General features: G+C 44.7%; 26 protein-coding genes. 25 read left to right on the plus strand and 1 reads right to left on the minus strand.

The window, feature by feature from the left end; genetic code table 11:
* Positions 1-79 precede the first annotated feature (79 nt).
* The 25 genes from gpr to recO all read left to right on the plus strand — a co-directional run bounded on the left by gpr (position 80) and on the right by recO (position 24,945).
* Positions 80-1,123 carry a GPR endopeptidase gene (gpr, locus tag M3152_RS06425; RefSeq protein WP_251694356.1) on the plus strand — a complete coding sequence of 348 codons (1,044 nt, stop codon included), beginning with the start codon at positions 80-82 and terminating at the stop codon, positions 1,121-1,123.
* Between the two features lie 42 nt (positions 1,124-1,165).
* Positions 1,166-2,005 (plus strand): stage II sporulation protein P, encoded by an 840-nt coding sequence (gene spoIIP, locus M3152_RS06430; RefSeq protein WP_251694357.1) that lies wholly within the window; start codon positions 1,166-1,168, stop codon positions 2,003-2,005.
* A gap of 206 nt (positions 2,006-2,211) precedes the next feature.
* A complete protein-coding gene (gene lepA, locus M3152_RS06435) occupies positions 2,212-4,035 on the plus strand; it encodes a translation elongation factor 4 (protein ID WP_251694358.1) in 1,824 nt (607 codons plus the stop codon).
* 126 nt (positions 4,036-4,161) lie between these two features.
* The gene (gene hemW, locus M3152_RS06440; RefSeq protein ID WP_251694359.1) at positions 4,162-5,295 is read left to right on the plus strand and encodes a radical SAM family heme chaperone HemW; all 1,134 of its coding nucleotides are present in this window, start codon (positions 4,162-4,164) and stop codon (positions 5,293-5,295) included.
* A 95-nt stretch (positions 5,296-5,390) separates the two neighbouring features.
* The gene (gene hrcA, locus M3152_RS06445) at positions 5,391-6,440 is read left to right on the plus strand and encodes a heat-inducible transcriptional repressor HrcA (RefSeq protein WP_251694360.1); all 1,050 of its coding nucleotides are present in this window, start codon (positions 5,391-5,393) and stop codon (positions 6,438-6,440) included.
* Complete coding sequence (gene grpE / locus M3152_RS06450; protein ID WP_251694361.1) at positions 6,437-7,045, plus strand: nucleotide exchange factor GrpE; 609 nt, start codon at positions 6,437-6,439, stop codon at positions 7,043-7,045. Before hrcA ends, grpE begins: the two co-directional genes overlap by 4 nt.
* Positions 7,046-7,089: 44 nt before the next feature.
* Positions 7,090-8,928, plus strand: coding sequence for a molecular chaperone DnaK (dnaK, locus tag M3152_RS06455; RefSeq protein WP_251694362.1), 1,839 nt, complete (start codon positions 7,090-7,092; stop codon positions 8,926-8,928).
* 158 nt (positions 8,929-9,086) lie between these two features.
* Positions 9,087-10,208, plus strand: a complete 1,122-nt coding sequence (dnaJ, locus tag M3152_RS06460; RefSeq protein WP_251694363.1) for a molecular chaperone DnaJ — start codon at positions 9,087-9,089, stop codon at positions 10,206-10,208.
* 15 nt (positions 10,209-10,223) lie between these two features.
* Positions 10,224-11,168: a 50S ribosomal protein L11 methyltransferase gene (gene prmA, locus M3152_RS06465; RefSeq protein ID WP_251694364.1), complete on the plus strand. Its 945-nt coding sequence runs from the start codon at positions 10,224-10,226 to the stop codon at positions 11,166-11,168.
* Between the two features lie 3 nt (positions 11,169-11,171).
* Entirely contained in the window at positions 11,172-11,912 is a 741-nt protein-coding gene (locus tag M3152_RS06470; RefSeq protein ID WP_251694365.1) for a 16S rRNA (uracil(1498)-N(3))-methyltransferase, read from the plus strand.
* 16 nt (positions 11,913-11,928) lie between these two features.
* Positions 11,929-13,269, plus strand: coding sequence for a tRNA (N(6)-L-threonylcarbamoyladenosine(37)-C(2))-methylthiotransferase MtaB (gene mtaB / locus M3152_RS06475; protein ID WP_251694366.1), 1,341 nt, complete (start codon positions 11,929-11,931; stop codon positions 13,267-13,269).
* A 73-nt stretch (positions 13,270-13,342) separates the two neighbouring features.
* A complete protein-coding gene (deoC, locus tag M3152_RS06480) occupies positions 13,343-14,050 on the plus strand; it encodes a deoxyribose-phosphate aldolase (RefSeq protein ID WP_435371942.1) in 708 nt (235 codons plus the stop codon).
* A 153-nt stretch (positions 14,051-14,203) separates the two neighbouring features.
* Positions 14,204-14,377 carry a 30S ribosomal protein S21 gene (gene rpsU / locus M3152_RS06485; RefSeq protein ID WP_009496905.1) on the plus strand — a complete coding sequence of 58 codons (174 nt, stop codon included), beginning with the start codon at positions 14,204-14,206 and terminating at the stop codon, positions 14,375-14,377.
* A gap of 159 nt (positions 14,378-14,536) precedes the next feature.
* Positions 14,537-15,877 (plus strand): NfeD family protein, encoded by a 1,341-nt coding sequence (locus M3152_RS06490; RefSeq protein ID WP_251694368.1) that lies wholly within the window; start codon positions 14,537-14,539, stop codon positions 15,875-15,877.
* A 32-nt stretch (positions 15,878-15,909) separates the two neighbouring features.
* Entirely contained in the window at positions 15,910-16,896 is a 987-nt protein-coding gene (floA, locus tag M3152_RS06495; RefSeq protein WP_251695261.1) for a flotillin-like protein FloA, read from the plus strand.
* 37 nt (positions 16,897-16,933) lie between these two features.
* Complete coding sequence (locus M3152_RS06500; protein ID WP_251694369.1) at positions 16,934-17,425, plus strand: hypothetical protein; 492 nt, start codon at positions 16,934-16,936, stop codon at positions 17,423-17,425.
* A gap of 47 nt (positions 17,426-17,472) precedes the next feature.
* Positions 17,473-17,730: a hypothetical protein gene (locus M3152_RS06505; protein ID WP_251694370.1), complete on the plus strand. Its 258-nt coding sequence runs from the start codon at positions 17,473-17,475 to the stop codon at positions 17,728-17,730.
* Positions 17,720-18,808, plus strand: a complete 1,089-nt coding sequence (locus tag M3152_RS06510) for a sporulation protein YqfD (RefSeq protein ID WP_251694371.1) — start codon at positions 17,720-17,722, stop codon at positions 18,806-18,808. Before M3152_RS06505 ends, M3152_RS06510 begins: the two co-directional genes overlap by 11 nt.
* Positions 18,809-18,813: 5 nt before the next feature.
* Positions 18,814-19,773 (plus strand): PhoH family protein, encoded by a 960-nt coding sequence (locus M3152_RS06515; RefSeq protein ID WP_251694372.1) that lies wholly within the window; start codon positions 18,814-18,816, stop codon positions 19,771-19,773.
* Positions 19,774-19,838: 65 nt separating this feature from the next.
* A complete protein-coding gene (locus M3152_RS06520) occupies positions 19,839-21,965 on the plus strand; it encodes an HD family phosphohydrolase (RefSeq protein WP_251694373.1) in 2,127 nt (708 codons plus the stop codon).
* Between the two features lie 19 nt (positions 21,966-21,984).
* On the plus strand, positions 21,985-22,455 hold the full coding sequence (ybeY, locus tag M3152_RS06525) for an rRNA maturation RNase YbeY (RefSeq protein ID WP_251694374.1): 471 nt from the start codon (positions 21,985-21,987) through the stop codon (positions 22,453-22,455).
* 7 nt (positions 22,456-22,462) lie between these two features.
* The gene (locus tag M3152_RS06530) at positions 22,463-22,813 is read left to right on the plus strand and encodes a diacylglycerol kinase family protein (RefSeq protein ID WP_251694375.1); all 351 of its coding nucleotides are present in this window, start codon (positions 22,463-22,465) and stop codon (positions 22,811-22,813) included.
* A gap of 22 nt (positions 22,814-22,835) precedes the next feature.
* Complete coding sequence (locus M3152_RS06535) at positions 22,836-23,249, plus strand: cytidine deaminase (protein WP_251694376.1); 414 nt, start codon at positions 22,836-22,838, stop codon at positions 23,247-23,249.
* Complete coding sequence (era, locus tag M3152_RS06540) at positions 23,230-24,144, plus strand: GTPase Era (protein ID WP_251694377.1); 915 nt, start codon at positions 23,230-23,232, stop codon at positions 24,142-24,144. Before M3152_RS06535 ends, era begins: the two co-directional genes overlap by 20 nt.
* A 15-nt stretch (positions 24,145-24,159) precedes the next feature.
* Positions 24,160-24,945 (plus strand): DNA repair protein RecO, encoded by a 786-nt coding sequence (recO, locus tag M3152_RS06545; protein ID WP_251694378.1) that lies wholly within the window; start codon positions 24,160-24,162, stop codon positions 24,943-24,945.
* Between the two features lie 139 nt (positions 24,946-25,084).
* On the opposite strand, the gene M3152_RS06550 is transcribed toward recO, so the two are convergent.
* The gene (locus M3152_RS06550; protein ID WP_251694379.1) at positions 25,085-26,464 is read right to left on the minus strand and encodes a glycine--tRNA ligase; all 1,380 of its coding nucleotides are present in this window, start codon (positions 26,462-26,464) and stop codon (positions 25,085-25,087) included.
* Positions 26,465-26,525 lie beyond the last annotated feature (61 nt).

The following is a 26,525-nucleotide window of genomic DNA, read 5'->3' on the forward strand; positions in this document are numbered from 1 at the left end:
ACCTAGCTTTAACGCAATAAAAATATGCAAAGAATATTTCCTTGACACAACGTGCAAACTGCATATTGAGGTGATGACAATGGATAAATACGATTTTTACCGAACGGACCTCCTAGTGGAAAACGAAGAAATGGTTCGTCATCGGACAGAAAAAGAGAAGCAGAAATTACAGGATTCGGAAGGCATACAATTTGACGAGCAACGGAAAGGCAGAGTGATTTTGACATCAGTCAAAATCAATGATGAAGGAGAAAAGAGGATTGGCAAGAAAAAGGGCACCTATTTGACGCTGACGAATCCGACGCTAATGCATACTGATCGTGAAGGCCTTCAGGAGATGGCGGAAATGCTTAAGTCCAAACTGACAGAGATGACTGAAGGCATAACGGATTTGAAAAACGGAAAAATTCTATTCGTTGGCCTAGGGAACCGGGAAGTGACGCCTGACGCAGTCGGACCGCTAACAATGGATCGTTTGAAAGAAATTGTACCGCTATATTATTCGGACGATGGCAGCGAGGTATTCGTATATGCACCAGGCGTGACAATTCAAACGGGGCTTGAAACAGCTGATTTTGTCAATGCGTTGGTCAACGAAATCAAACCTGATCTACTGATTGTCATAGATGCATTGGCAGCCAGGGACAGTTCAAGATTATGCAAAACAATACAGATGACAGACACAGGCATTCATCCCGGTTCGGGAGTGGGGAATAGCCGCAAGGAGTTATCCAGAGAAACGTTGGGAATCCCGGTCATCGCAATCGGCATCCCGACTGTCGTGGATGGACCTGTATTGATTGCGGATGCCATCAATACGTTATTCACTTATATCGCGTCCAAAATCGAGGAGGAAAGTCATCCATCCTCAAGACTGTCTGTTGGGAATTGGTTGCATACTCCTAATAAGGATGCAGATCGGTCGAAACTAATTCCTATTTTCGGGGATTGGACTTCATGGCCCCATGAAGAACGGGTGCAATTATTTGAAGAAGTTTTATCGAACCACGATTTGAATACATTCATTTCACCGAAAGAGATTGACTCTTGGGCCGCTCTTTATGCGGAGACATTAACCGATTCGATCAGTGAGTGGATTGAGGATATTAAAACGAGTCATTGACCCATTCCCCCGTGCATATAGTTGAAGACGGGGGGATGTCGCTTGAAGAAAAATATGCAAATATGGCTTGTAATCGTATTCGTTCTTTTCCTTTTCCCGGTACTCATCCAATTTATACCGGAAGAATCAAAAATCTCTAATTCGAAAATCATCAAGGAAAATGCAATAATCGTTTACGCTTCCAATATCGTCGAGGAAGAGAAAGTGGAGGCGGAACCTGAACCTGAACCTGAACCAGAAGTCAGCAAGGAACTTGAAACGATAGCCGGGAAAGTCTTGATTTATTTCACCCATGCAACGGAAGCGTATAAACCGATCACAAAAGCGGTCGATGGAAAAATCATGGTGAACCATCAGACAGAAAATGTGATGAAGATGGGAGATAAACTCAAAGGATTACTTGAATTGAACGGTGTGGAAACTGACACGCTGAAAAAGATTGTGCCGCACGGGCGTGCTTATAACGATATTAGGCCATTTGTCAAAAAGCAACTTTCCGAAAATGAATATGATTTGATCATAGACATTCATCGCGATGCAGTCGGTCCCGACAAGACGACAATTGTCCATGAAGGGGAAAGGTACGCGAAAGTCGCATTCGTACTTGGGTTGGATAATCCTTCTTATAAACAGAATGAAGTGATGACGAATAGAGTGAAGACGGAAATGGAGAAAAGGATACCAGGCATCACGAGGAATGTCATCTCTAAAGGCGGAGCGGGCGTGGATGGGAAGTATAATCAAGATTTGCATCCAAATATCATTCTTATTGAACTTGGCGGAATCGGCAATTCAGAGGATGAGTTGTACCGGACTGTTGCCATAATTGCAGAATCCATTAGCGAGCTGTTGAGCAACTCGGATGATGCAGAAGAAAAGTGATAAAATAAGCTTCATGGCGAAATTGCCGTGGAGCTTATTTATATTCAGTCGAATCCCCATCAATCTTTATCAATACGCTGCCATCTGTTAGAATTGATAAGTCATATGAATGCTATCGGTATTTGATTTGCGGGAATAAGAAAATGTAACATGTTTATCAGTTATTTGCTATAATGCAAATAGCTTATATAGGAGTGAACTGACAGATGAATAATGAGGAAAGATTGGCACGTCAAAAAAACATAAGAAACTTCTCGATTATTGCCCATATCGATCACGGGAAATCGACGTTGGCCGATCGTCTATTGGAAAAGACGGAAACGGTAAGCTCGCGTGAAATGAAATCACAGACACTGGATTCTATGGATTTGGAACGCGAACGTGGAATAACAATTAAATTGAACGCAGTGCAATTATCATACACCGCGAAAAATGGTGAAGTGTATACATTCCACCTTATTGATACTCCGGGGCACGTAGACTTCACGTACGAAGTGTCAAGGAGCCTCGCAGCATGTGAAGGGGCGCTGCTTGTTGTCGATGCAGCTCAAGGAATCGAAGCGCAAACATTAGCGAACGTTTATTTGGCTTTGGACAATGACTTGGAAATCTTGCCTATTATTAATAAAATCGATTTGCCTGCTGCAGACCCGGATAAAGTGAAAAAGGAAATTGAAGATGTTATCGGGTTGGATGCATCTGAAGCAGTACATGCTTCGGCTAAAGCCGGCATCGGCATCGAAGAGATCCTTGAACAGATTGTCGAGAAAGTGCCTGCGCCGACTGGTGATCCACAAGCGCCATTGAAAGCATTGATCTTCGACTCGCACTATGATCAATATAAAGGTGTCATCGTCAATATCCGAATTGTCGAAGGCACTGTCAAGCCGGGCGATAAAATCCGCATGATGGCTACAGGTAAAGAATTCGAAGTTATTGAGACGGGCGTGTTCACACCGAACATATCCATGCGTGATGAACTATCCGTTGGAGATGTCGGATTCCTTTCGGCAGCGATTAAGAATGTCGGTGATACACGGGTTGGAGACACGATTACAAATGCGAAGAACCCGGCTAGCGAACCGCTTCCTGGTTACCGTAGATTGAATCCGATGGTATTCTGTGGATTATATCCGATTGATTCATCCAAATATGTTGACTTGCGTGAAGCGCTCGAGAAACTTGAGCTGAACGATTCAGCTTTGGAATATGAAGCGGAGACTTCGCAGGCACTGGGCTTCGGATATCGATGCGGATTCCTCGGACTGCTCCATATGGAGATCATCCAGGAGCGTATAGAACGTGAATTCAAAATTGACTTGATTACAACTGCACCGAGTGTTATTTACAACGTTGTTACGACTGACGGAAAAGAATTGAAAGTCGACAACCCTTCCATGATGCCGGATGCACAAAAAATCGACCATGTCGAAGAACCTTATGTGAAAGCATCAATCATGGTGCCGAACGAATTCGTTGGTTCCGTCATGGAATTATGCCAGCAAAAACGCGGCAATTTCATTACGATGGATTACTTGGATGCATCTCGTGTAAATATCATCTACGAATTGCCTCTTGCAGAAATCGTCTATGACTTTTTCGACCAACTGAAATCAGGGACGAAAGGATACGCGTCATTTGATTACGAACTGATCGGGTATAAAACATCAAAACTTGTCAAAATGGACATCCTGTTGAACGGTGAGCAAGTCGATGCCCTTAGCTTCATCGTTCACCGCGACTTCAGCTACGAGCGTGGCAAGGCAATTGTTGAGAAACTAAGAAAACTTATTCCTCGTCAACAGTTTGAAGTGCCTGTCCAGGCTGCGATCGGTCAAAAGATCGTTGCACGTTCGACAATCAAGTCAATCGGTAAAAACGTTCTTGCTAAATGTTACGGCGGAGATATCTCCCGTAAAAGAAAGTTGCTTGAGAAGCAAAAAGAAGGGAAGAAACGGATGAAGCAAGTCGGATCCGTCGAAGTCCCACAAGAAGCATTCATGGCCGTTTTGAAAATGGATGAGGACTAAAGCGAAGGACGTCTGCGAGTCAATAGCACCCGGAGCTTAATGAAGAGTGATATCATGCAAAAGGAGTCCGCTCTGGGCTCCTTTTTGCTCGACTGATATTGCTGACTAGAAAGGGGACACAACTAAATGCGAGGCATGTATATTCATATTCCTTTCTGCCACCAGATTTGCCATTACTGCGATTTCAATAAAGTGTTCTTTAAAAATCAACCAGTTGATGAATATATCGAATCGATCGGTAACGAACTTACCATTATGGCGAATGAGGGACATTCATTCGAAGGGCTTGAAACGGTCTTCCTGGGCGGAGGTACACCGACTTCATTATCGGAAAAACAATTAGACCGATTGCTTGAAATCATCCATCAGCATGTCGATGTCCGTGCATTGCGGGAGTTTTCGACGGAGGCAAATCCAGATGAATTGACCCGAGGAAAGCTGTCCGTCCTAAAAAACGGTGGAGTAGGTCGTCTGAGCATAGGCGTCCAATCATTCGACGAGCAACTTTTGAAAAGGATCGGTAGGACGCATAGCGCGGATACTCCAACCAAAGTTATTCGCGACGCACGCGAGATCGGTTTTGAAAACATAAGTATCGACCTTATTTATGGGTTGCCGGAGCAGGCCGTCAAACAATGGGAAGAAACTATTGATAAAGCTCTATCATTGGACCTTCCCCATTATTCGGGTTACTCGCTCATCGTCGAGCCTAAAACTGTTTTTTATAATTTAATGAATAAAGGCAAGCTGCCGTTGCCCGGCGAGGATATCGAGGCAGAGATGTTTTCCATGCTCATGGACCGGATGGTTAAAGCAGGTAGGCGGCAATACGAAATAAGTAATTTTGCGTTGCCTGGGAGTGAATCAATCCATAATCTCATTTATTGGGATAATGACGAGTACGCAGGCATCGGTGCAGGTGCACATGGATATTTGAAGGGACGAAGGTACGCAAATTACGGACCTCTCAGAAAGTATATGGAATCCATGGAGACAGGATCGCGACCCGTAATGGAATCAAATGAAGTGACAAGTACCGAAGCGATGGAAGAGGAAATGTTTTTAGGCTTGCGCAAATCCGAAGGCGTTTCCCTGCAGTCCTTCAAATCGAAATTCGGTAAATCATTGACCGAAGAGTATGGCATTGTTCTCGCAGAATTGTCCGGAAAAGGACTGATTTCCGAATCAGGGGGTAGTATTAAACTGACACGGAAAGGCGTTTTCAGAGGGAACGAAGTCTTCCAGCAATTTCTCAAATGAACGAGGGGTAATTCATTGACACTGGCAAATCGTTTTGTTAAATTATGAGTAGTATTAGCACTCGACATTAAAGAGTGCTAACAGGAGTGATGAGTATGTTAACAAACAGACAATTGCTAATTCTGCAACTGACGGTTAACGATTTCATCGAATCCGCCCAACCTGTCGGATCAAGGCAGTTATCTAAAAAACCGGAAGCCCCATACAGTCCCGCCACCATTCGGAATGATATGGCCGATCTGGAGGAATTGGGTTATCTTGAAAAAACCCATACTTCATCAGGCAGAGTACCTTCCGAAAAAGGGTACCGTTTTTATGTCGATCATTTATTGACACCCGAAAAGCTGACATTGGCGGACAGCATGCAATTACGTTCCGTTTTTCAGGATCGGGTATTGGAGACGGAGGAACTGATACGGAATTCGGCGAAAATCATATCCGAATTGACAAATTATACATCGATACTTTTAGGGCCGGACATGTCAATGCATTCAGTGAAGCGATTTTCAATCGTGCCGCTGGATGATACGAAAGCGGTCGCAATCATTGTGACGGATAATGGACATGTGGAGAACAGGGTCTTCGATGTACCGCAAGGCATGCTTGCTTCGGATATTGAAAAAATGGTCAATATTTTAAATGAAAGGCTTGTGGGAACGCCATTGAGCTTCCTACAGAATAAGCTTGCCCATGAGACGAAGACGGTCTTTGAACAGCATGTCCATCATGCTGGGGAACTGTTCGCTTCATTTCAAAGGGCAATGACGATCAAGCCTGAAGAACGTCTGTATTTCGGCGGCAAAATGAACATGATGAAACAGCCGGAATTCAATGACCTGCAAAAAATGAAGATGTTTTTCGAGTTGATGGAAAACGAAGCACCCGCGTTTGACTTTTTCCAAGATCATTCAAAGGGCATTCATGTGCGTATCGGTTCAGAAAACAAACATAACGCGATGGAAGATTGCAGTGTGATTACTGCAAATTACTCTGCCGGCGGTAATATGACCGGCTCCATAGCGATCATCGGACCGAAACGGATGGATTACGGCAGGGTCATTACGATGCTTGACATCCTGAGTGAGAATTTATCGCAAGCATTACTGAAAACGGCCATCGGATTGGATAGGAGGAACGACGAGTGACGGATAAAAAGGTAGCAGTGGAAAAAGAAGTCGTCCAGGAAACTGCAAACGAGGAATTGGACACGTTAGCGAGCAATGAAGCGGCAACGGGTCCACAGGGTACTGTTGAAGAAGATAAAGCTTCTGAAGAAATCCCTGTAGAGCAAGACGAGAAGGATGAGACAATCAGCGAGCTGGAGTCCAAGTTGCAGGAAGAGGAAAACAAGCTCCTGCGCGTCTTGGCAGACTTTGAAAATGCAAAGAGAAGAAATGCGCTTGATCAGGAAGCGCTTGTCAAATACAAAGCACAAAGCTTGTTGACATCAATTTTACCTGTATTGGACAATTTTGAACGGGCTCTTGCGGTCGAAGTCAAAAATGAGGAAGCTCAATCTATCATGACTGGAATGGATATGATCTATCGCAACCTGTTTGAAGCCTTACAAGGGGAAGGGTTGGTCGAAATAGAGGCGTTGAACAAGGAGTTCGACCCTAATTTCCATCAGGCCGTCATGACAGGAAATGACCCCGAAAAGTCATCAGGCATCGTGCTTGAGGAGCTTCAAAAAGGGTATTTGTTGAAAGATCGTGTACTTCGTCCTACCATGGTCAAAGTAAACGAGTGAGTAAGTAGTTTAATTGTAGACGCATTAAATTAGGAGGAATTCAAATGAGCAAAATTATCGGTATCGACTTGGGTACAACAAACTCAGTTGTAGCAGTATATGAAGGTGGAGAGGCGAAAGTCATTCCGAACCCGGAAGGCAACCGTACAACTCCATCCGTAGTTGCATTCAAAAATGGGGAGCGTCAAGTCGGGGAAGTGGCGAAGCGCCAATCCATTACAAATCCAAACACGATCATGTCCGTAAAAAGACATATGGGATCCGATTATAAAGTGAAAGTTGAAGATAAGGAATACACTCCTCAAGAAGTTTCTGCAATGATCCTTCAGTACATGAAAGGTTATGCAGAAGAATACTTAGGTGAAAAAGTGACGAAAGCGGTCATTACAGTACCTGCTTATTTCAATGATGCACAACGTCAAGCGACGAAGGATGCAGGAACAATTGCTGGTCTTGAAGTTGAACGGATCATCAACGAGCCTACAGCTGCAGCATTGGCTTACGGTCTGGATAAAACAGACGAAGATGAAACAATTCTAGTATACGACCTTGGCGGCGGTACATTCGACGTTTCAATCCTTGAGCTCGGCGATGGCGTCTTCCAAGTCCGTGCGACAGCAGGTGACAATAAATTGGGCGGAGATGACTTCGACGATGTCGTCATCGATTACTTAGTGCAAGAATTCCGCAAAGAGAATGCAATTGACCTTTCAAAAGATAAAATGGCAATGCAACGTTTGAAAGACGCAGCTGAAAAAGCGAAAAAAGACCTATCAGGCGTAACATCTACTCAAATTTCATTGCCGTTTATCACTGCGGGAGAAGCTGGTCCGCTTCACCTTGAAATTTCATTGACTCGCGCTAAATTCGACGAATTGACAGCTGATTTAGTGGAGCGCTCCATGGTACCGACGCGCCAGGCGATGAAAGATGCAGACTTATCTCCATCTGAAATCGACCGTGTCATCCTAGTTGGTGGATCTACTCGTATCCCTGCTGTTCAGGAAGCTATCAAGAAAGAAACAGGCAAAGAGCCATTCAAAGGAGTTAACCCTGACGAAGTCGTAGCAATGGGTGCTGCTGTTCAAGGTTCCATCATTCGCGGAGACGTGAAAGATGTCGTCTTGCTTGATGTTACACCGCTTTCTCTAGGAATTGAGACGATGGGAAGCGTCTTTACAAAATTGATCGAAAGAAATACGACAATCCCGACAAGCAAGTCACAAGTGTTCTCTACAGCTGCAGATAACCAGCCTGCCGTTGACATCCATGTGCTGCAAGGTGAGCGTCCGATGGCTTCCGACAATAAAACGCTTGGTCGTTTCCAATTGACGGATATCCCGCCGGCACCACGCGGCATCCCACAAATCGAAGTTACATTCGATATTGATAAGAACGGTATCGTAACGGTAAAAGCGAAAGACCTTGGAACGCAAAAAGAGCAGAACATCACAATCCAATCAAGCTCTGGCCTTTCCGACGATGAAATCGATCGCATGGTGAAAGATGCAGAAGCGAATGCCGAAGAGGATAAACGCCGCAAAGAAGAAGCGGACTTGAAAAATGACGCAGATCAGCTCGTCTTCATGGCTGAAAAGACTTTGAAGGACCTCGAAGGCAAAGTATCAGAAGACGAAGTGAAAAAAGTCGAGGAAGCAAAAGAAGAATTGAAAACAGCTATTGAAGCTGGCAATTTAGATGATATGCGTACAAAGAAAGAAGCTTTGGAAGAAATCGTTCAGCAAATGACGATGAAATTATATGAGCAAGCAGCTGCTGAATCTCAAGCGCAAGGCGGCTCTGCTGAAGCTGGCGGCCAACCGCAGGATGATGGTGTTGTCGATGCCGACTTTGAAGAAGTGGAAGATGACAAGAAAAACTAATTGAACGATCGATTGACGGAAAAGTCAAAGTCCGATATTCCGGCTTTGACTTTTTCTTTTGTTACGTGATCGATCTGTATTTGGCCAACTGCACTTTTGTCACTTTTTTTCTGTGCGTGGTACAATGAGATGTCAATGATTCATGGGAGAGTGGAATAATGAGCAAGCGTGATTATTACGAAGTACTTGGCGTGCCTAAAACAGCAAGTAAAGAGGAAATCAGGAAAGCCTACCGGAAATTATCAAAACAATATCATCCCGACTTGAACAAGGAAGCGGGAGCGGAAGACAAATTTAAAGAAGTGACGGAAGCATTCGAAACATTGAGCGATGAGAAAAAACGTGCGAATTACGACCAATTTGGCCATGCAGATCCCAACCAAGGTTTTGGAGGATTTGGTGGAGGGTCTGCTGACGGATTCGGTTTCGAAGATATTTTCAGCACATTCTTTGGCGGAGGTACTAGACGGCGTGACCCGAATGCACCAAGGAAAGGCGATGATCTGCAGTACTCCATGACAATCGATTTCATGGAAGCTGTTTTCGGAAAAGAGACAGAAGTTGAATTGCCGAGGGAAGAAACATGTGATACGTGCAGCGGAACTGGTGCCAAAAAAGGAACACCAGTCAATACATGTTCACATTGCGGAGGCTCGGGACAAATTTCTATCACTCAAAACACGCCGCTTGGTCAGATGGTGAATCGCCGGACTTGTCCGCATTGTCAAGGAACCGGCAAGATCATCCCAGATAAATGCGAAACTTGCCATGGTGCAGGCCGTGTGACAAAACGGAAGAAAATTAAAGTTACAATTCCTGCGGGAGTGGATGATGGTCAACAATTACGTGTTTCGGGCCAAGGGGAAGCAGGCATCAATGGCGGTCCTTCTGGAGACTTGTACATCGTCTTCAGAGTAAGAGATCATGATCGATTTGTCCGTGAGGGCGACGATATCTATTTGGAAGTGCCTCTCACTTTCCCGCAGTTGGCGCTTGGTGACGAAATTGAAGTGCCTACTGTTACAGGGAATGTGAAATTGAAAATTCCTGCGGGGACACAAACGGGAACGAATTTCCGATTACGCGGTAAAGGCGTCAAAAATGTCCACGGGCATGGAGTGGGTGATCAACACGTCATCATCAAGGCACTTACCCCTAAAAAAATGACGGAAAAACAGAAAGAGCTTCTCCGTGAATTCGCATCAATCGAAGGGAACTCGCCGGATGAGTATTCGAGCTCACTTTTTGATAAAATCAAAAGAACAATAAAAGGCGACTGAAAGGGATGAACGTAGTTGAAGTGGTCTGAAATCTCCATCCATACGTCACATGAGGCGACCGAGGCCGTAGCCAACATTTTGCATGAAGCAGGGGCGAGCGGGGTCATCATCGAGGATTCCGAAGAGCCCGACCGAATTCATGAAGATCGTTTCGGCGAAATCTATGACCTGAAAAAAGAGGATTTCCCTGTCGAAGGGGTCATTGTAAAAGCCTATTTACCAGTTAACAGTTTTTTGATTGAAACAGTAAAAGAAATCAGTGAATCCGTCAATGGCCTTACGGAGTACGGCTTGGATGTGGGACTCAATCAAGTGCAGACGAATGAAGTGGATGAAGAGGATTGGGCGACAGCTTGGAAAAAGTATTACCATCCTGTCAAAATCTCAGGAAGATTCACGATCGTTCCTACGTGGGAAGTATATGAGCCTGTGGATTCCGATGAATTGATCATCGAACTAGATCCGGGCATGGCTTTTGGAACAGGGACTCACCCTACGACAGTCATGTGTCTGCAAGCATTGGAAAAGTATGTGAAGAAGGGCGACACAGTCATTGACGTCGGGACTGGTTCGGGAGTGTTATCGATCGGGGCGGCACTTCTTGGAGCGTCGCATGTCCACGCGCTCGATTTAGATGAGGTCGCCGTACAGGCAGCAAAAGAAAATATCAGTTTGAATAAAGTGGACGAAGTCGTTGAAGTGACACATGGCAACTTGCTAGATTCCGTTAATGAGCCGGCATCCATAATTGTTGCAAACATCCTGGCGGAAGTGATTATGACGTTTTCCGGAGATGCATACACCATCCTACCTGAAGATGGGCTATTCATCGTATCGGGAATTATTGCTCAAAAACGTGACCTTGTGAAGGATGATCTCCAAAGCAAGGGCTTCGAAATTATCGAATCCGTTTTAATGGAAGAATGGGTGGCAATTATCGCTCAAAAGAGGAGCGTGTAACTATTGCAGCGTTATTTCCTTGAAACCCCATTTGATGAAGACGGAAATGCCTTCATTTCAGGTGACGATGGCAAGCATATCGCCAAGGTGATGAGGATGGAGGCTGGTGACCTCGTAATCGCTGTAGATAATGGTGAAGCATTTATCTCTGAGATTGCGGACATACTCTCTGAGGGTGTAACTGTAAGAAAGAAGGATGGTAAACTTCCTTCAAATGAAATGCAAGTCAGCGTGACAATTGCATGCGGATTGCCTAAAGGTGATAAACTCGATTTGATTGTTCAGAAGGGGACTGAACTTGGCATGTCCAGGATCATTCCATTCGAAGCGAAACGGTCCATTGTCAAATGGGATACAAAAAAAGGCGATAAAAAAGTGGATAGGCTAAAAAAAATCGCGAAAGAGGCGGCGGAGCAATGTCACCGGACGATAATCCCGGAAGTATCGACCCCGATGCCTTTCAAGCAATTGCTACAAGAGTCACGAAACTATGATGTCCGCTTTTTTGCAGATGAAGAGGATGCAAAAGGTATAGATCCGAACAGGATTGCAGACAGGCTGAAAAACGTGTATCATAAACAAACGGTACTAGTCGTTTTCGGTCCTGAAGGCGGATTATCAAGAGAGGAAGCGGAGGAAATGCGCGCTGCGGATTTTCTTTCAGTTTCCTTAGGGCCGCGTATATTAAGGACGGAAACCGCACCGCTTTATTTTTTGTCCGCAATGTCTTACGAATTTGAATGAAAGAGGTGAGCAGCTAGTGTCTTCTGTCGCTTTTCATACATTAGGCTGCAAAGTGAATCATTATGAAACGGAAGCGATCTGGCAACTTTTCAAGGACGCCGGATATGACCGCTCCGATTTTGAAAAAAATGCAGACGTCTACGTTATCAATACATGTACGGTCACGAATACCGGTGATAAGAAAAGCCGCCAAGTCATCCGGAGAGCTATCAGGCGTAATCCGGATGCGGTCATTTGTGTCACGGGTTGTTATGCACAGACTTCCCCGGCTGAAATCATGGCTATTCCAGGAGTCGATATTGTCGTCGGTACACAGGACCGTACGAAATTGCTCGGACTGATAGATGAATTCAAAGTCGAACGTCAGCCGATCAATGCGGTCCGCAACATTATGAAGAATCGGGTATATGAAGAACTTGATGTACCCGCTTTTACAGACCGCACTAGAGCTTCATTGAAAATACAAGAAGGTTGCAATAACTTCTGCACATTCTGTATCATTCCGTGGGCCCGTGGTCTAATGCGCTCTAGAGACCCTGAAGAAGTCATCCGCCAAGCTCAACAATTGGTCGATGCAGGTTATCTTGAAATCGTTCTGACGGGGATCCACACCGGAGGATACGGCGAAGATTTGAAAGAGTATAATCTAGCACGACTGCTGCGCGATCTGGAAACCCAGGTAAAGGGATTGAAAAGACTGCGGATCAGTTCCATTGAAGCCAGTCAGCTTACTGATGAAGTCATTGAAGTGCTTCGGGAGTCGACGAAGATCGTAAGGCACTTGCACATTCCGATCCAATCAGGTTCCAATACAGTGTTGAAACGTATGAGAAGGAAATATACGATGGAGTTCTTCGCTGAGCGTCTGGATCGTCTTCGGGAAGCGTTGCCGCATCTTGCCATCACTTCCGACGTCATTGTCGGTTTCCCTGGCGAGACGGAAGACGAATTCATGGACACGTATAACTTCATCAGGGACCATCGTTTTTCTGAATTGCATGTATTCCCATACTCCAAGCGTACGGGGACACCTGCAGCCAGAATGGAAGATCAAATTGATGAAGAAGTGAAAAACGAACGGGTCCACCGCCTGATCGAGTTGAATGATCAACTAGCGAAGCAATATGCAGCTGAATTTGAAGACGAAGTGCTTGAAGTGATACCGGAAGAGAAATACAAGCACGATCCTGATAGTGGTCTGTATGAAGGATATACAGATAATTATTTGAAAATCGTTTTCCCGGCTGATGAGTCGATGGTCGGTAAAATCGTAAAAGTAAAGATTACGAAGGCGGGCTATCCTTATAATGAAGGTCAATTCGTCCGGGTAGTAGAAGCAGAAGAAGTGCTAGCGTAAAGCAAACAAAAAACGGTTTATCCAATGTTGGATGAACTGTTTTTTGATGCGAAGAATATCTTTATTTGCTATGATGAATGAGGTACGTACAACTGGAGGAGGAATTATTTTGAATCAACAATATGCAGCATACATCGACCATACATTACTGAAAGCGGATACGACAAAAGAGGAAATCATCCGACTTTGCGAAGAAGCAAAGACCTATTCATTCGCATCGGTATGCGTCAATCCGACATGGGTGAAAACAGCAGTAGAGGTGTTGAACGGGTCGACTGTAAAAGTGTGCACAGTCATCGGCTTCCCTTTAGGTGCATCCACTAGCGCAGTCAAAGCGTTTGAAACGAAAGATGCGATTGAAAACGGGGCTGGCGAAATCGATATGGTCATCAATATCGGAGCGTTGCGGAGCGGCGATGATGAACTTGTGAAAAATGACATTGCTGCTGTTGTCGATTCGGCGAAAGGCAAAGCGATTGTGAAAGTGATCATTGAAACTGCATTACTTACTGATCAGGAGAAAAGGAAAGCGTGCGAACTGTCACGTGCTGCAGGTGCTGACTTTGTCAAAACATCAACCGGTTTCTCCACTGGCGGTGCTACCGAGGAAGACGTGAAATTGATGCGTGGTGTCGTCGGACCGGAAATGGGCGTGAAAGCTTCAGGAGGAGTCCGCAGCTTCGAGGATATGAAAAAGATGATTGATGCGGGCGCCACAAGAATAGGCGCAAGTTCAGGCGTGCAGATCATGCAAGGTTTGCAAGGCAATTCTGCATATTAATAGGGTTCTTGCCGGTAGGTGAATAAATTTTCCTATTTCGCATAGATATTTTGAAAGTTTTTTATTGACCACTCGAGGATAGTACGATATAATTTCTTAGTACAAGGAGTAACGCCTTGTTTCGAAGTGTGCTCGGAGGGAGGGACAAGAGATATGACGAAAACTGTCGTTCGCAAAAATGAATCGCTTGAAGATGCTCTTCGCCGCTTCAAACGTACTGTATCAAAAAGTGGTACAATACAAGAGGTAAGAAAGCGTGAGTTCTATGAGAAGCCAAGTGTCAAACGTAAAAAGAAGTCTGAGGCTGCTCGTAAGCGTAAATTCTAATATCTGTCCATATTATATTAACAACAATAAGTATGTTTATGAATGAAACCGGAAAATCCTTTGGATCTTCCGGTTTTTGTACTGTTTAAATTGAAACCTTTTAACAATACAATACGTATAGAAGGTATACTGGTTATATAGAAAGAGGTGAATGAACGAATGCGTAAAATGATTGGGAAGTTTCTCCTGTTCATTTTATTCTTATCTGCGATTTCAATCCCTTTTGCTCAGTCCGATGCGGCTGCTGAGAAAGTCTATCACGTAAAAATTGACGCAGCTGTGGAGAAGGGTCTATATGCGTATTTGAAGAGATCCTTCGCTGAAGCGGAAGAAGCAGGGGCAAAAGCAATCATCCTTGAAATCAATACCAATGGTGGATTTACAGACGCAGCAGGGGAAATCGGGAAGCTGATGGATGAGACTGATCCTGAAATTATTGCCTATATCAACTACAAAGCAATTTCCGCTGGGGCATACATCGCACTTCATGCTGACAAGATTTATATGTCTCCGAATGGCAAAATCGGTGCAGCCCAAGCGGTAGAAGGAACAACTGGAAATGCCGTTGATGTTAAGGCGCACAGCCTTTGGGTAGCCGAAATGATAAGTGCTGCAGAAACGCATAATCGTAATCCGAAGTATGCGGAAGCGATGGCAGAACCGTCTATCGAGATGAAAGAGTACCGAGCAGGAAAAGGTCAGTTATTGACATTGACTGCAAGCGAGGCGGCAGAGCCTAACGTCCGTTATAGCGAAGGAACGGTTTCGTCCTTAGAGGAAGTTCTGAAGTTGAATGGTTTGGAAAATGCTGAAATCGTGAAGACTAATGTGACGTTTACCGAAGGCATCGCACGGTTTGTGACACATCCGATCGTCGTGCCAATTCTGTTGTCGATCGCGGGTCTGGGACTTGTGGTGGAGCTATATTCGCCAGGTTTCGGAGTTGCAGGCACAATGGCGCTCTCATCATTGCTGCTGTTCTTTTTCGGACATCTCATTGCGGGTCTAGCCGGGTATGAAACATTGATATTGTTCATTATCGGAATTGTCCTTATCATACTTGAATTTTTCTTGGCGGGTGGGATAGCTGGCCTTCTTGGAGCGGTCGCTATCGTTGTAAGTATCATTTTGGCGGGGGGCAATCCGATGTTCATGGCATATTCCGTCATGATCGCGATTGCAGTGGCCGTCAGCGGGATGGTGATCATTATGAAGTTTTTCGGTAGGAAATTGCATTTGCTGAACAAAGTCGTCTTGATGGATTCGACTGACACGGAAAGCGGTTATGTGTCGAATATCAACCGGGTTGAATTGCTCGGAAAGAAGGCGGTTACAATCACGCCACTCCGTCCTTCGGGTACGATAGATATGGAAGGTGAGCGGATCGATGTCGTTTCTCAAGGAAGCTACATCGATAGAGGGAAACATGTTATCATTGTGAAGGTTGAAGGATCCCGGATAGTCGTTCGGGAATTCGAAGAAAAGGGGGAAAATGAATAATGGAAGCAATTTTTGCAGCTGGAACTGGAGGTATGATTGTGACGATAGCAATCATTATCGGAGCCATAATTATTCTGTCAGTATTTTTCACACTTGTACCAGTAACACTCTGGATATCCGCATTAGCGGCAGGTGTACGTGTAAGCATTTTCACGTTGATCGGTATGCGTCTCCGCCGGGTAATCCCGAGCAGAGTCGTCAACCCGTTGATCAAGGCTCATAAAGCCGGTCTAAATGTTGGCATCAACCAGCTAGAGAGTCATTACTTGGCTGGTGGTAATGTTGACCGCGTTGTCAATGCATTGATCGCTGCACATCGTGCGAATATTGAACTAACATTTGAGCGTGCGGCTGCTATCGATCTTGCCGGGCGTGACGTTCTTGAAGCGGTACAAATGTCGGTTAACCCGAAAGTGATTGAGACACCATTCATCGCCGGTGTTGCGTTGAACGGAATTGAAGTGAAAGCGAAAGCTCGAATAACAGTGCGTGCCAACATAGACCGCCTCGTCGGTGGTGCTGGCGAAGAAACTATTGTAGCGCGTGTCGGGGAAGGGATCATTTCAACAATCGGTGCATCGATTGACCATGCAAAAGTTTTGGAAAATCCGGATTTGATATCCCAAACTGTCTTGTCGAAGGGGCTTGACTCCGGTACGGCTTTTGAAATCCTATCCATCGATATCGCTGACGTTGATATCGGTAAAAACATCGGTGCAGAACTTCAAACTGAACAGGCGCAGGCTGATAAGAACATTGCCCAAGCGAAAGCGGAAGAGCGACGTGCGATGGCTGTGGCGAATGAACAAGAAATGAAAGCCAAAGTCCAAGAGATGCGCGCGAAAGTTGTCGGAGCAGAGGCTGAAGTTCCTCTTGCAATGGCTGAAGCGCTTCGAACAGGCAACATTGGCATCATGGACTATATGAACTATAAAAATATCCAGGCTGACACAGGTATGCGGGAATCCATCAGTAAAATTGGTGTAGATCAGCAAAAACCGGATACTACAAAAGATTGACGTTTGAGCATAAAGTTCCCGGAAAGGGGATGCACAGATGGAAATACTAATTTTTGTCGTCCTCGGAATCATCAGTATGCTCTTCAAAGGTAAAAAGCCGGAAGATGCAACGAAGACGCAGAGAAGACAACCAACCGCGCAGACGGGTTCTCCTGACCCAATGCGGAAGCTGAAAGAGATGACCCAGGAGATGTACAAGGATATCCAACGAGAATTTCAAACTGAGATTGATGAGCCTCCGAGCAGGCAGTCATTAGAGCGCAAACCACCCCAGGTCATTTCACTGCCTTCCGAGGTGAAAGAAGTGAAAAGACGGGACGGTGCAAAAACAGTGCCGGTTCATGCAGAAAAGCATGATAGGACATCAACTCGTGAAAAAACGCATCGTGGCCGATTATCGGCCCATCAAGACAGCGTAATTTCGAGAGAATCTGTCGAAAATCACGAGATGATTCCGACAAGTGAACAAGACTTGATCAAGGGCATCATCTTCTCTGAAATTTTGGGGCCTCCTAAATCAAAACAATAATCATTGACCCCCTATCCAAATCATAGGCTTGGATAGGGGGTTTTATCTTGAAAAAATTATTTAAAATGAACTCATCTGTTACGATTGAAGAATTTGTTTCGGTCAGGATCACAGGCCCTTATTCCTTAGTGAAACTGGGACCTGACTATGCAGTGATCCGAAGTGGGGACCATATCATCGAGGCGACGGGGGAGGATTTAATCGTCGAAACATTGTCGGAAGAGTTGGCAGTATTCTCTTTTGAAACGATAACTGCTGTTATTATCAAAGAAATGAAAAATGGACAGGATTTCTATGATTCATAAACGGTACAGCGTTGTCCTCACCGGTAAAACGGATCCGGCCAGGTTCCTGTCATTCCTTGTAGGCTACGGCGTGAAGATGTCCGGAGTAATGGAATCAGGAAAAGGAATCCGGTTTCGCACCGATAAAAAAGGAATTCAAGTCATTAGGAAACATAGGCGCCGTTTCAAAATGAAAGTGACTATCAAAACTGCGGATGAAGGTACCGTAGAGAAAAGGGTATTCACGTCCTTCCGTTTTCTTATTGCGTGCATCATTCCACTTATTGCATCCTTATTTCTGTGGAAAATTGAAATTGAAACCGACGTGCCTGAAGTATCTGAACGGATCGGCAACAAATTGGAGGAGACTTCGATCACCTTATTCCGGCCGCTTCACTTGATTCCGGATGAAGGGGAAATCCGAAGATCGCTCATGGTAGAGGATCCATCACTCTCCTGGGTGCGATTTAAAAGGTCGGGAAGCACATTGACAGTTATCCCGATGCTCTCCCCGAAATTGAATGACAGTATTGAAAAATCCGGCCCACCTTCAGATTTAGTCGCACGCACTGGGGGGGTTATTACAGGATTTCAATTAAGCAGGGGAGAAAGGGTCGCGCGCGTACATCAAACTGTGAAAAAAGGAGATTTGCTGGCGACAGGCATACTGGAGCAAGGAAGTAAAAAGACAGTTGTAGGGGCGGAAGGTTCGGTGTATGCTGATTTTTGGTTGGAATATTCTTTTAAGATCCCTAAAAAAGTTGATTACCATCTGCTTGGAGAGGAGAATGTGATTATTCATTGGAGATCTCCCATTGTATGGATGGATGGAAGAATGCCGAAGCTACAATCGTTCATACAGACTGAAAGGTACCGGGAAGATCGTCTGGACCAATTCGACTTGACCGAAGGCATGGAGCAAGATGTCATCATCCCGTTGCTAAAATACAAAATATTAACGGAAACTCAATCCGATCTGATAATAAAAGATGAAAACATTTTACACTTGACGTTTGGAAATGATACAGTTGAGGGGACAATATTATTTTTAATCAATGAGAATATAGCGATAAAAAGACCGTTATCCCAAGGAGACTGAAACTATTGAGCGAACAACTGATACAACTTCATATCGAAGAGCCGAACGAGGCCGTCATGCTTCTAGGCATTTCCGACCAAAATATGAAATTGATTGAAGAGTCCATGAGTATTTCCATCCTCACCCGGGGTGATACAATTTCACTGGCCGGGGAAGAACAGGATATCATTGCAGGGAAGTTTCTCCTTGAGCAATTATTGAAAGTGATCCGTAAAGGCATCAATATCAATTTACGTGATATTTCCACTGCAATTGAAATGGTGAAAAACGGAACGATTGAATACTTCGCCGAGTTATACGACGAGGAGATAGCAAGGACTGCAAAAGGGAAGGCAATTCGTGCAAAGACGATCGGCCAGCGTGAATATATCCATGCCATCCGAAAGAATGACCTTGTTTTCTGCATAGGGCCAGCCGGAACTGGAAAGACATACCTTGCAGTCGTTCTTGCTGTTCAAGCAATGAAGTCAGGATCCGTGAAAAGAATCATTTTAACGCGGCCTGCCGTCGAGGCCGGTGAAAGTCTTGGCTTCTTGCCGGGCGATCTAAAAGAGAAGGTGGATCCTTATCTGCGTCCACTCTATGATGCCCTGCACGACGTTCTAGGCGCGGAACATACAGAACGGCTCATGGAGCGCGGAGTGATTGAAATCGCTCCCCTGGCGTATATGAGGGGTCGTACGCTTGATGATGCATTTGTCATCCTTGATGAAGCTCAGAATACAACAAAGGCTCAAATGAAAATGTTTTTGACACGTCTCGGATTTGGTTCCAAAATGGTGATTACTGGAGACAAGACTCAAATCGATTTGCCGCGGGGAGTTGAATCAGGGTTGAACGCCTCCGAAGCGATTTTGAAAAATGTCTCTGAAATCCATTTTCAATACTTGGAGCAGGGTGACGTCGTCCGACATCCAATTGTTGCGAAAATCATCGAAGCATATGAAAGTGAGCAGTCATCCTAAAATGACTGCTCTTTCATCATGTCAAAATAGGATGATCAGATAAAGAGGGAAAGGGGGGATTGTTTATGTTTACACTGATCAGAAATCTTTTCAAATCCTTGAAATTCAAATACTTATCATTATTCATCATTGGATTGGCAGCTATCGCATTATTTTCGCTAATGCACGGCAATGTAAAGCAGGAGACATATGAGCTCCATGAATTCAAAATATCTCCGAAAACGATTCGATCATTGAAAACAGTTGAAGACACTGTTAAGACGGAGCAGGAAAAACGGAGAATCGAATCCGAAGTGACACCGTTTTACCAGTTCAATGAGGATGTTGCAAAGAATAGAGCGGCCATTGCCATTAACTTATTTGATTTCATCATTGAGGAGAAACAGCAAAACACCCCCGACGTCGAAGATCCAGATAAAGTAGTGAAAACACGTGCGGAGCAAATCAAGGAAATAAGGGAAAAGTTTTTAAAATTAGAGGAAGAGGAGCCGGGCCTTCGTCTGACCGATGATGCAATTGCGAGCCTGTTGTCTAGGGATATACCAGTCTTGCAGAAAATCCAGAGTGCTATTGCAAGTATCATCACTGAAGAGCTGTCCAAACCTGTACGGACAGGTGATCTGTCCACAGTCCGATACGAAGTGGAAAGGAAGCTACGATTATCCGAAGCAATTCCTCCTGCGGAACTGCAGACGCTAATCACCCTTGGCAGATCATTAGTCGTCGAAACGGAAACAATCAACAAAGGATTGACGGACAAACGAATTGAAGAAGAAAAAAATGCGGTTGAGCCTACGAGGATCCTACAAGGACAAGTCATCGTGCGGGAAGGACAATTCATCGACTCCGAAATTTATAGACAGTTGGAATTGACTGGGCTATTGAAGAATCAATCCTCCACCAAACCTATGGCGGGTCTCATCATGTATGTGATTTTTATATCAATCATTGTTTTTATGCATTTTGTTACGTGGCAGGAAGACAATAACAAGAAAAAGAAAGCATTGTTGATCATCTATTCCATCTTTTTCATTCTCGTAATCATGATGAAGCTTATCAGTTTGATTGACAGAGAGTTCGATGTGCAGGTCGCTTTTCTATTTCCGACAGCACTAGCACCCCTTCTAGCAAAATTACTTACGAATGAAAGACTTGCTTTCATGTTGACAATCATCACAGCTTCGACGGCAGGTATTATGTTGCAGGAAGGTTTCGCCGCAATCATGCAGATGGAAGTCGCTCTGTATATTTTGTTCAGCGCAATCATTAGTATCTATGTCTTAGGGGACAATGGAAGAAGATCGAATATATTACGGACAAGCCTTTTTGTTGCAGCTTCTAATATTCTTTTCATAGGTTTCTATTTGTTGATGACACAATCATCGTATGAGCTGTCCGAGTTGCTATTTTATTTAATTGCCGCATTGGCTTCGGGAGTCATTTCGGGTGCCTTGACAATAGGGTTGATGCCCTTTTTTGAATCCGCTTTCGGCTTGCTTTCTGACATGAGGCTGATTGAGTTATCAAATCCAAATCATCCGCTATTGAAAAAAGTGCTCACCGAAACACCAGGTACATATCACCATAGTGTCATGGTCGCTAATTTGGCAGATGCTGCTTGTGAATCAGTAGGCGCGGATGGATTGTTGGCGAGGGTAGGCAGTTATTATCATGATATCGGGAAGACGATACGGCCGGGATTTTTCATCGAGAATCAACATGGCACTGTGAACCCGCATGATGAATTGCCGCCGGAAAAAAGTCGTGATATCATTATTGCCCATGCAAATGACGGGGCTGACCTGCTTGCCAAGCATAAAATGCCGATTGAAATCATCAATATTGCAAGACAGCATCATGGAACAAGTTTTTTAAAGTTTTTCTTTGTAAAGGCGAAGGAAATGGGACAGGATGTAGTGGAGGATGACTTCCGGTATCCCGGTCCAAAACCTCAGTCGAAAGAAATTGCTATTATTTCAATTGCGGATAGTGTGGAAGCAGCAGTGCGTTCATTGAAGGAGCCTACTCCGGAAAGAATCGCCAAATTGGTAAAATCAATTATCACTTCCAAACTGAATGATGGGCAATTCGATGAATGCGACTTGTCGATGAAGGAATTAAAAACGATTGAAAATGTCATCTGCGAAACGTTGAACGGCATTTTTCATAGCCGGATCGAGTATCCGGACTGATCGGAAGGAAGGCGAAAGAATGCTGGATATTTATTTTAATGATGAAACGGGAAACGTTACCGAAGATATTACCCGACTGGTAGAAAGTTTATTGAACCATGCTGCCGCAATGGAGGGGCTATCTGATCATCCTGAAGTGTCCGTCACTTTCATGACGGATGATGAAATCAGGAAAATAAATGCTGAATACAGAGGTAAAGACAAAGCGACCGATGTCATTTCATTTGCATTAGAGGAGATGGCGGAAGGGGAAGTCGCAATTGTACAGGAAGAAGGCATGCCGGTAGTTCTTGGGGACATTCTCATTTCTATCGAGACAGCAGCGCGTCAGTCAGCTGAATACGGCCATGATAATAAGCGGGAAATCGGTTTTCTTGCATTGCACGGGTTCCTCCATCTACTTGGATATGACCATATGACGGAAGAAGATGAAAAGAGGATGTTCGGAAGGCAAAAAGAAATCCTCGCTTCTTTCGGCCTTGAAAGGTAAGTAAGGAATGCACCCTTTCTTCAAGTCCTTTTATTATGCGTTCAAGGGGATCCGGCATGGCTTTCAGACTGAAAGGAACTTCAGGTTCCATGTACTTGCTATTGCTGTCGTGACGACTGCAGGTGTTTTAACAGGCCTCACTGCGACAGAGTGGTGCATCATCTTCATTATGTTCGGCTGGGTTACCGCTTTGGAATTGATCAATACGGCGATTGAACGCACTATCGACCTCGTTACGGAAGAGATTCATCCGCTTGCAGGACAGGCGAAAGATCTTGCTTCAGGAGCCGTTTTGATATTCGCATTTTTCTCCGCTATCATTGGTCTGATTATTTTCATACCGAAATGGTTCTCATAAAAATTTACGTAGAGGTGTAATTATGGATAAAGTGAAATTGATGGAAGAAGCAAAAACAGCACGTGAAAAGGCATATGTGCCATATTCAAAATTTCCCGTCGGAGCGGCGCTTTTAACCGGTGATGGGAAAGTGTATCATGGCTGCAATATCGAGAACTCAGCTTATAGCATGACAAATTGTGCGGAAAGGACCGCATTCTTTAAAGCAGTTTCAGAAGGAATCACTGACTTCAAGGCATTGGCGGTGACAGGCGATACGGAAGGCCCGATTTCACCATGCGGCGCATGCAGACAAGTGATCGCTGAATTCTGCGATAGCGACATGCCTGTCTATTTAACGAATTTGAACGGTAAAGTGTTGGAGACGACTGTAAGGGAATTATTACCGGGTGCGTTTTCCAAGGAGGATCTTAAATATGCAGAAGGACAACAATAATTTCAAGTCAGGCTTCATATCGATCATCGGCCGGCCAAATGTTGGCAAATCAACATTTTTGAACCGCGTTGTAGGTCAGAAGATTGCAATCATGAGTGATAAACCGCAAACGACCAGGAACAAAGTGCAAGGAGTTGTTACTACGGACAACTCTCAGCTGGTATTCATCGATACGCCCGGAATTCATAAACCGAAGCATAAGCTAGGGGATTTCATGGTGAAGTCGGCACGAAATACGTTGAAGGAAGTCGATGTCATCATGTTCATGGTGAATGCCAATGAACCGATTGGCGGAGGGGACAGGTTCATCATCGATTTATTGCAGAATACGGAAACACCTGTTTTCCTAGTGATCAATAAAATCGATCTCGTCCATCCAGATGATCTATTGACGACAATAACATCTTACACTAAGGAATATGACTTTGCAGAAGTCGTTCCCTTATCCGCATTGAATGGCAATAATGTCGAAAGATTAATGGAAACATTGGCCAAGTACTTGCCGGAAGGACCGAAATACTATCCGGATGACCAAGTGACGGACCACCCTGAACGCTTCATTATTTCTGAATTTATACGGGAAAAAGTACTGCATTTGACCCGAGAAGAAATTCCGCATTCCGTCGCTGTCGTCATTGAAAAGATCGAAAGGGATGAAAGCCGCGGACTTGTTGACGTGGCAGCCACTATTATCGTCGATCGTGATTCTCAAAAAGGGATTGTCATAGGTAAAAAAGGCGCCCTGTTGAAAGAAATCGGAACGAAGGCAAGGCATGACATCGAAATGCTATTAGGTTCGAAAGTTTACCTGGAGCTCTGGGTGAAAGTGCAGAAGGATTGGCGCAATAAACCGGGACAACTTAGAGAATTCGGATTCCGCGAAGACGAATATTAATGAGGAGTGATGTCCTTGCTGAATAAATGGGAAGGGATCATCCTCAAGAGCATTCCATACGGCGAAGCGAACAAAATTGTCACTCTCTATACACGAGAGGCGGGAAAAATGACTGCGATGGCACGGGGAGCAAAAAAACCTGCGAGTCGTTTAGCAGCCGTTACCCAGACGTTTACACACGGATATTATCTTCTTAGAACGGGGCGCGGAATGGGGACGTTGGAACAGGGCGAACCAATTGATTCGATGAGGCATATCAGGGAGAATCTAGAAGCGACGGCTTATGCCAGTTACATAGTGGAACTCATCGACCGATTGACAGAAGATCGGGGACAAGGCTCAAATGTCTTTGGGTTGTTGCATGAAGCGTTGCATGCTATCAACGAGCAATATGACCCCGAAGCCATTGCTTTATTTGTGGAGTGGAAGATGCTGCCTGTTGCGGGTGTCCATCCTGTGCTTCATCAATGCGCGAATTGCGGAGCGACGGAAGGGGAATTCGCTTTCTCGTTTCAGGAGATTGGATTCCTTTGTCATCGATGCTTCCAAATCGACCCTTATCTTGTAAGAATTACGCCTACTCAGCTTAGGTTGATACGCACATTTTTCACTGTTCCGATCCAGCAAGTCGGTTCCCTGGATCTGAAGAAGGCGACGAAACAATTTATGAAAAAAATTGTTCGGACGGTTTACGATGAACAAGTGGGGGTCCGCTTGAAGTCACGGTCTTTTCTGGACCAGTTGGAGCGTACCCCAGAACTATTGCCGCAAAAAGAAAAACCGGAAGAGAAAGGTGAATGACCTTTCTCTTCCGGTTTTTTGTAAATCAATTAAGCTTTGGCGTAATTGCATCCAAATTTTTATCGAGCTAGGCTCGATAAACTCCCCTGAAAATCCGTGACATCTGCCGGAGGCTTTAACTTAATTCAGCTGAATTAAGTTAAAATTCGAGATGTTTTTCGATGTACTCCTTTACATCCGCAATCGGCATACGAACTTGTTCCATGGAATCGCGGTGCCTTACTGTCACTTGGCGATCTTCCTCCGAGTCGAAATCGTATGTGATGCAGAATGGAGTCCCGATTTCATCCTGTCTGCGGTAACGTCTACCAATGGATTGGGAATCGTCATATTGTGTCGCAAAATGCTTGCGCAGTTCAGCATAGACCTCTTCAGCACCTTCCGATAGCTTTTTGGACAACGGAAGGACAGCCGCTTTAATAGGCGCAAGTGCAGGGTGGAAACGCATGACAGTCCGTTTGTCGTCTCCCTCAAGCACTTCTTCATCAAAAGCATCGCATAGGAATGCGAGAGTTACGCGATCCGCACCGAGAGATGGCTCAATGCAATAAGGGATATATTTTTCGTTCGTAACTGGATCTTGATAATGGAAGTCTTCACCGGAATGTTCCATATGTCGAGACAAATCGAAATCTGTACGGTTCGCAATGCCCCATAGCTCTCCCCATCCGAATGGGAATTTGTATTCGATATCCACTGTTCCTTTGGAATAGTGGGAAAGCTCGTCAGCGTTATGCTCACGCAAGCGCATGTTTTCAACCGTCAAACCAAGGTCCACCAGCCATTTTTCGGAGAAGTCTCTCCAATACTCATACCATTTCATATCTTCACCAGGCTTACAGAAGAATTCCAATTCCATCTGTTCAAATTCACGAGTACGGAACGTGAAGTTTCCTGGTGTGATTTCATTACGGAAGCTCTTTCCAATCTGCGCGATTCCGAAAGGCATCTTTTTACGCATGGACCGTTGCACATTTTTGAAATTGACGAAAATCCCTTGTGCCGTTTCTGGACGCAGGAAGATTTCATTGGCAGATGAATCGGTAACGCCTTGTGATGTTTTGAACATCAAATTGAACTGTCGGATTCCCGTATAGTCCATTGCACCGCAAGTCGGGCAGACGATAGAATGTTCCTGAATAAGTTCTTCCATTTTCTCGAATGGCAGGCCATCTACGACCAGTTCTATGCCCTTTTCATCCAATGCATCTTCGATTAACTTATCTGCACGATGACGTGTTTTACATTTTTTGCAATCGATCATTGGGTCGTTGAAATTCCCGATATGACCGGAAGCTTCCCATACTTTCGGGTTCATGAGGATCGCAGCATCGAGTCCTTCGTTATAAGGAGATTCCTGCACGAATTTCTGCCACCAAGCACGTTTGATATTATTTTTCAGCGCGATGCCGAGAGGACCGTAATCCCAAGTGTTCGCCAAGCCGCCGTATATTTCCGATCCTGGAAATACAAAGCCCCTTTGTTTTGATAAATTGACAATCTGTTCCATTGAATACATGTAAAATCCCTCCAATTAAAATAAGCACCCATCCCCGGACATGAAGTCCGAGGACGAGTGC

Origin of the sequence: Sporosarcina luteola (assembly GCF_023715245.1) — a bacterium.
GTDB classification, from domain to species: Bacteria; Bacillota; Bacilli; order Bacillales_A; family Planococcaceae; genus Sporosarcina; species Sporosarcina luteola_C.

What these genes read in the sequence shown, in the direction of transcription:
- hrcA (WP_251694360.1), top strand. Translation starts at nt 5,391, where the DNA reads ATGTTAACAAACAGACAATTGCTAATTCTGCAACTGACGGTTAACGAT.
- M3152_RS06550 (WP_251694379.1), bottom strand. Translation starts at nt 26,464, where the DNA reads ATGTATTCAATGGAACAGATTGTCAATTTATCAAAACAAAGGGGCTTT.
- deoC (WP_435371942.1), top strand. Translation starts at nt 13,343, where the DNA reads ATGAATGAGGTACGTACAACTGGAGGAGGAATTATTTTGAATCAACAA.
- era (WP_251694377.1), top strand. Translation starts at nt 23,230, where the DNA reads ATGCAGAAGGACAACAATAATTTCAAGTCAGGCTTCATATCGATCATC.
- M3152_RS06535 (WP_251694376.1), top strand. Translation starts at nt 22,836, where the DNA reads ATGGATAAAGTGAAATTGATGGAAGAAGCAAAAACAGCACGTGAAAAG.
- hemW (WP_251694359.1), top strand. Translation starts at nt 4,162, where the DNA reads ATGCGAGGCATGTATATTCATATTCCTTTCTGCCACCAGATTTGCCAT.
- M3152_RS06510 (WP_251694371.1), top strand. Translation starts at nt 17,720, where the DNA reads ATGATTCATAAACGGTACAGCGTTGTCCTCACCGGTAAAACGGATCCG.
- M3152_RS06530 (WP_251694375.1), top strand. Translation starts at nt 22,463, where the DNA reads ATGCACCCTTTCTTCAAGTCCTTTTATTATGCGTTCAAGGGGATCCGG.
- M3152_RS06490 (WP_251694368.1), top strand. Translation starts at nt 14,537, where the DNA reads ATGCGTAAAATGATTGGGAAGTTTCTCCTGTTCATTTTATTCTTATCT.
- lepA (WP_251694358.1), top strand. Translation starts at nt 2,212, where the DNA reads ATGAATAATGAGGAAAGATTGGCACGTCAAAAAAACATAAGAAACTTC.
- rpsU (WP_009496905.1), top strand. Translation starts at nt 14,204, where the DNA reads ATGACGAAAACTGTCGTTCGCAAAAATGAATCGCTTGAAGATGCTCTT.
- dnaK (WP_251694362.1), top strand. Translation starts at nt 7,090, where the DNA reads ATGAGCAAAATTATCGGTATCGACTTGGGTACAACAAACTCAGTTGTA.
- floA (WP_251695261.1), top strand. Translation starts at nt 15,910, where the DNA reads ATGATTGTGACGATAGCAATCATTATCGGAGCCATAATTATTCTGTCA.
- ybeY (WP_251694374.1), top strand. Translation starts at nt 21,985, where the DNA reads ATGCTGGATATTTATTTTAATGATGAAACGGGAAACGTTACCGAAGAT.
- dnaJ (WP_251694363.1), top strand. Translation starts at nt 9,087, where the DNA reads ATGAGCAAGCGTGATTATTACGAAGTACTTGGCGTGCCTAAAACAGCA.
- M3152_RS06520 (WP_251694373.1), top strand. Translation starts at nt 19,839, where the DNA reads ATGTTTACACTGATCAGAAATCTTTTCAAATCCTTGAAATTCAAATAC.
- M3152_RS06500 (WP_251694369.1), top strand. Translation starts at nt 16,934, where the DNA reads ATGGAAATACTAATTTTTGTCGTCCTCGGAATCATCAGTATGCTCTTC.
- gpr (WP_251694356.1), top strand. Translation starts at nt 80, where the DNA reads ATGGATAAATACGATTTTTACCGAACGGACCTCCTAGTGGAAAACGAA.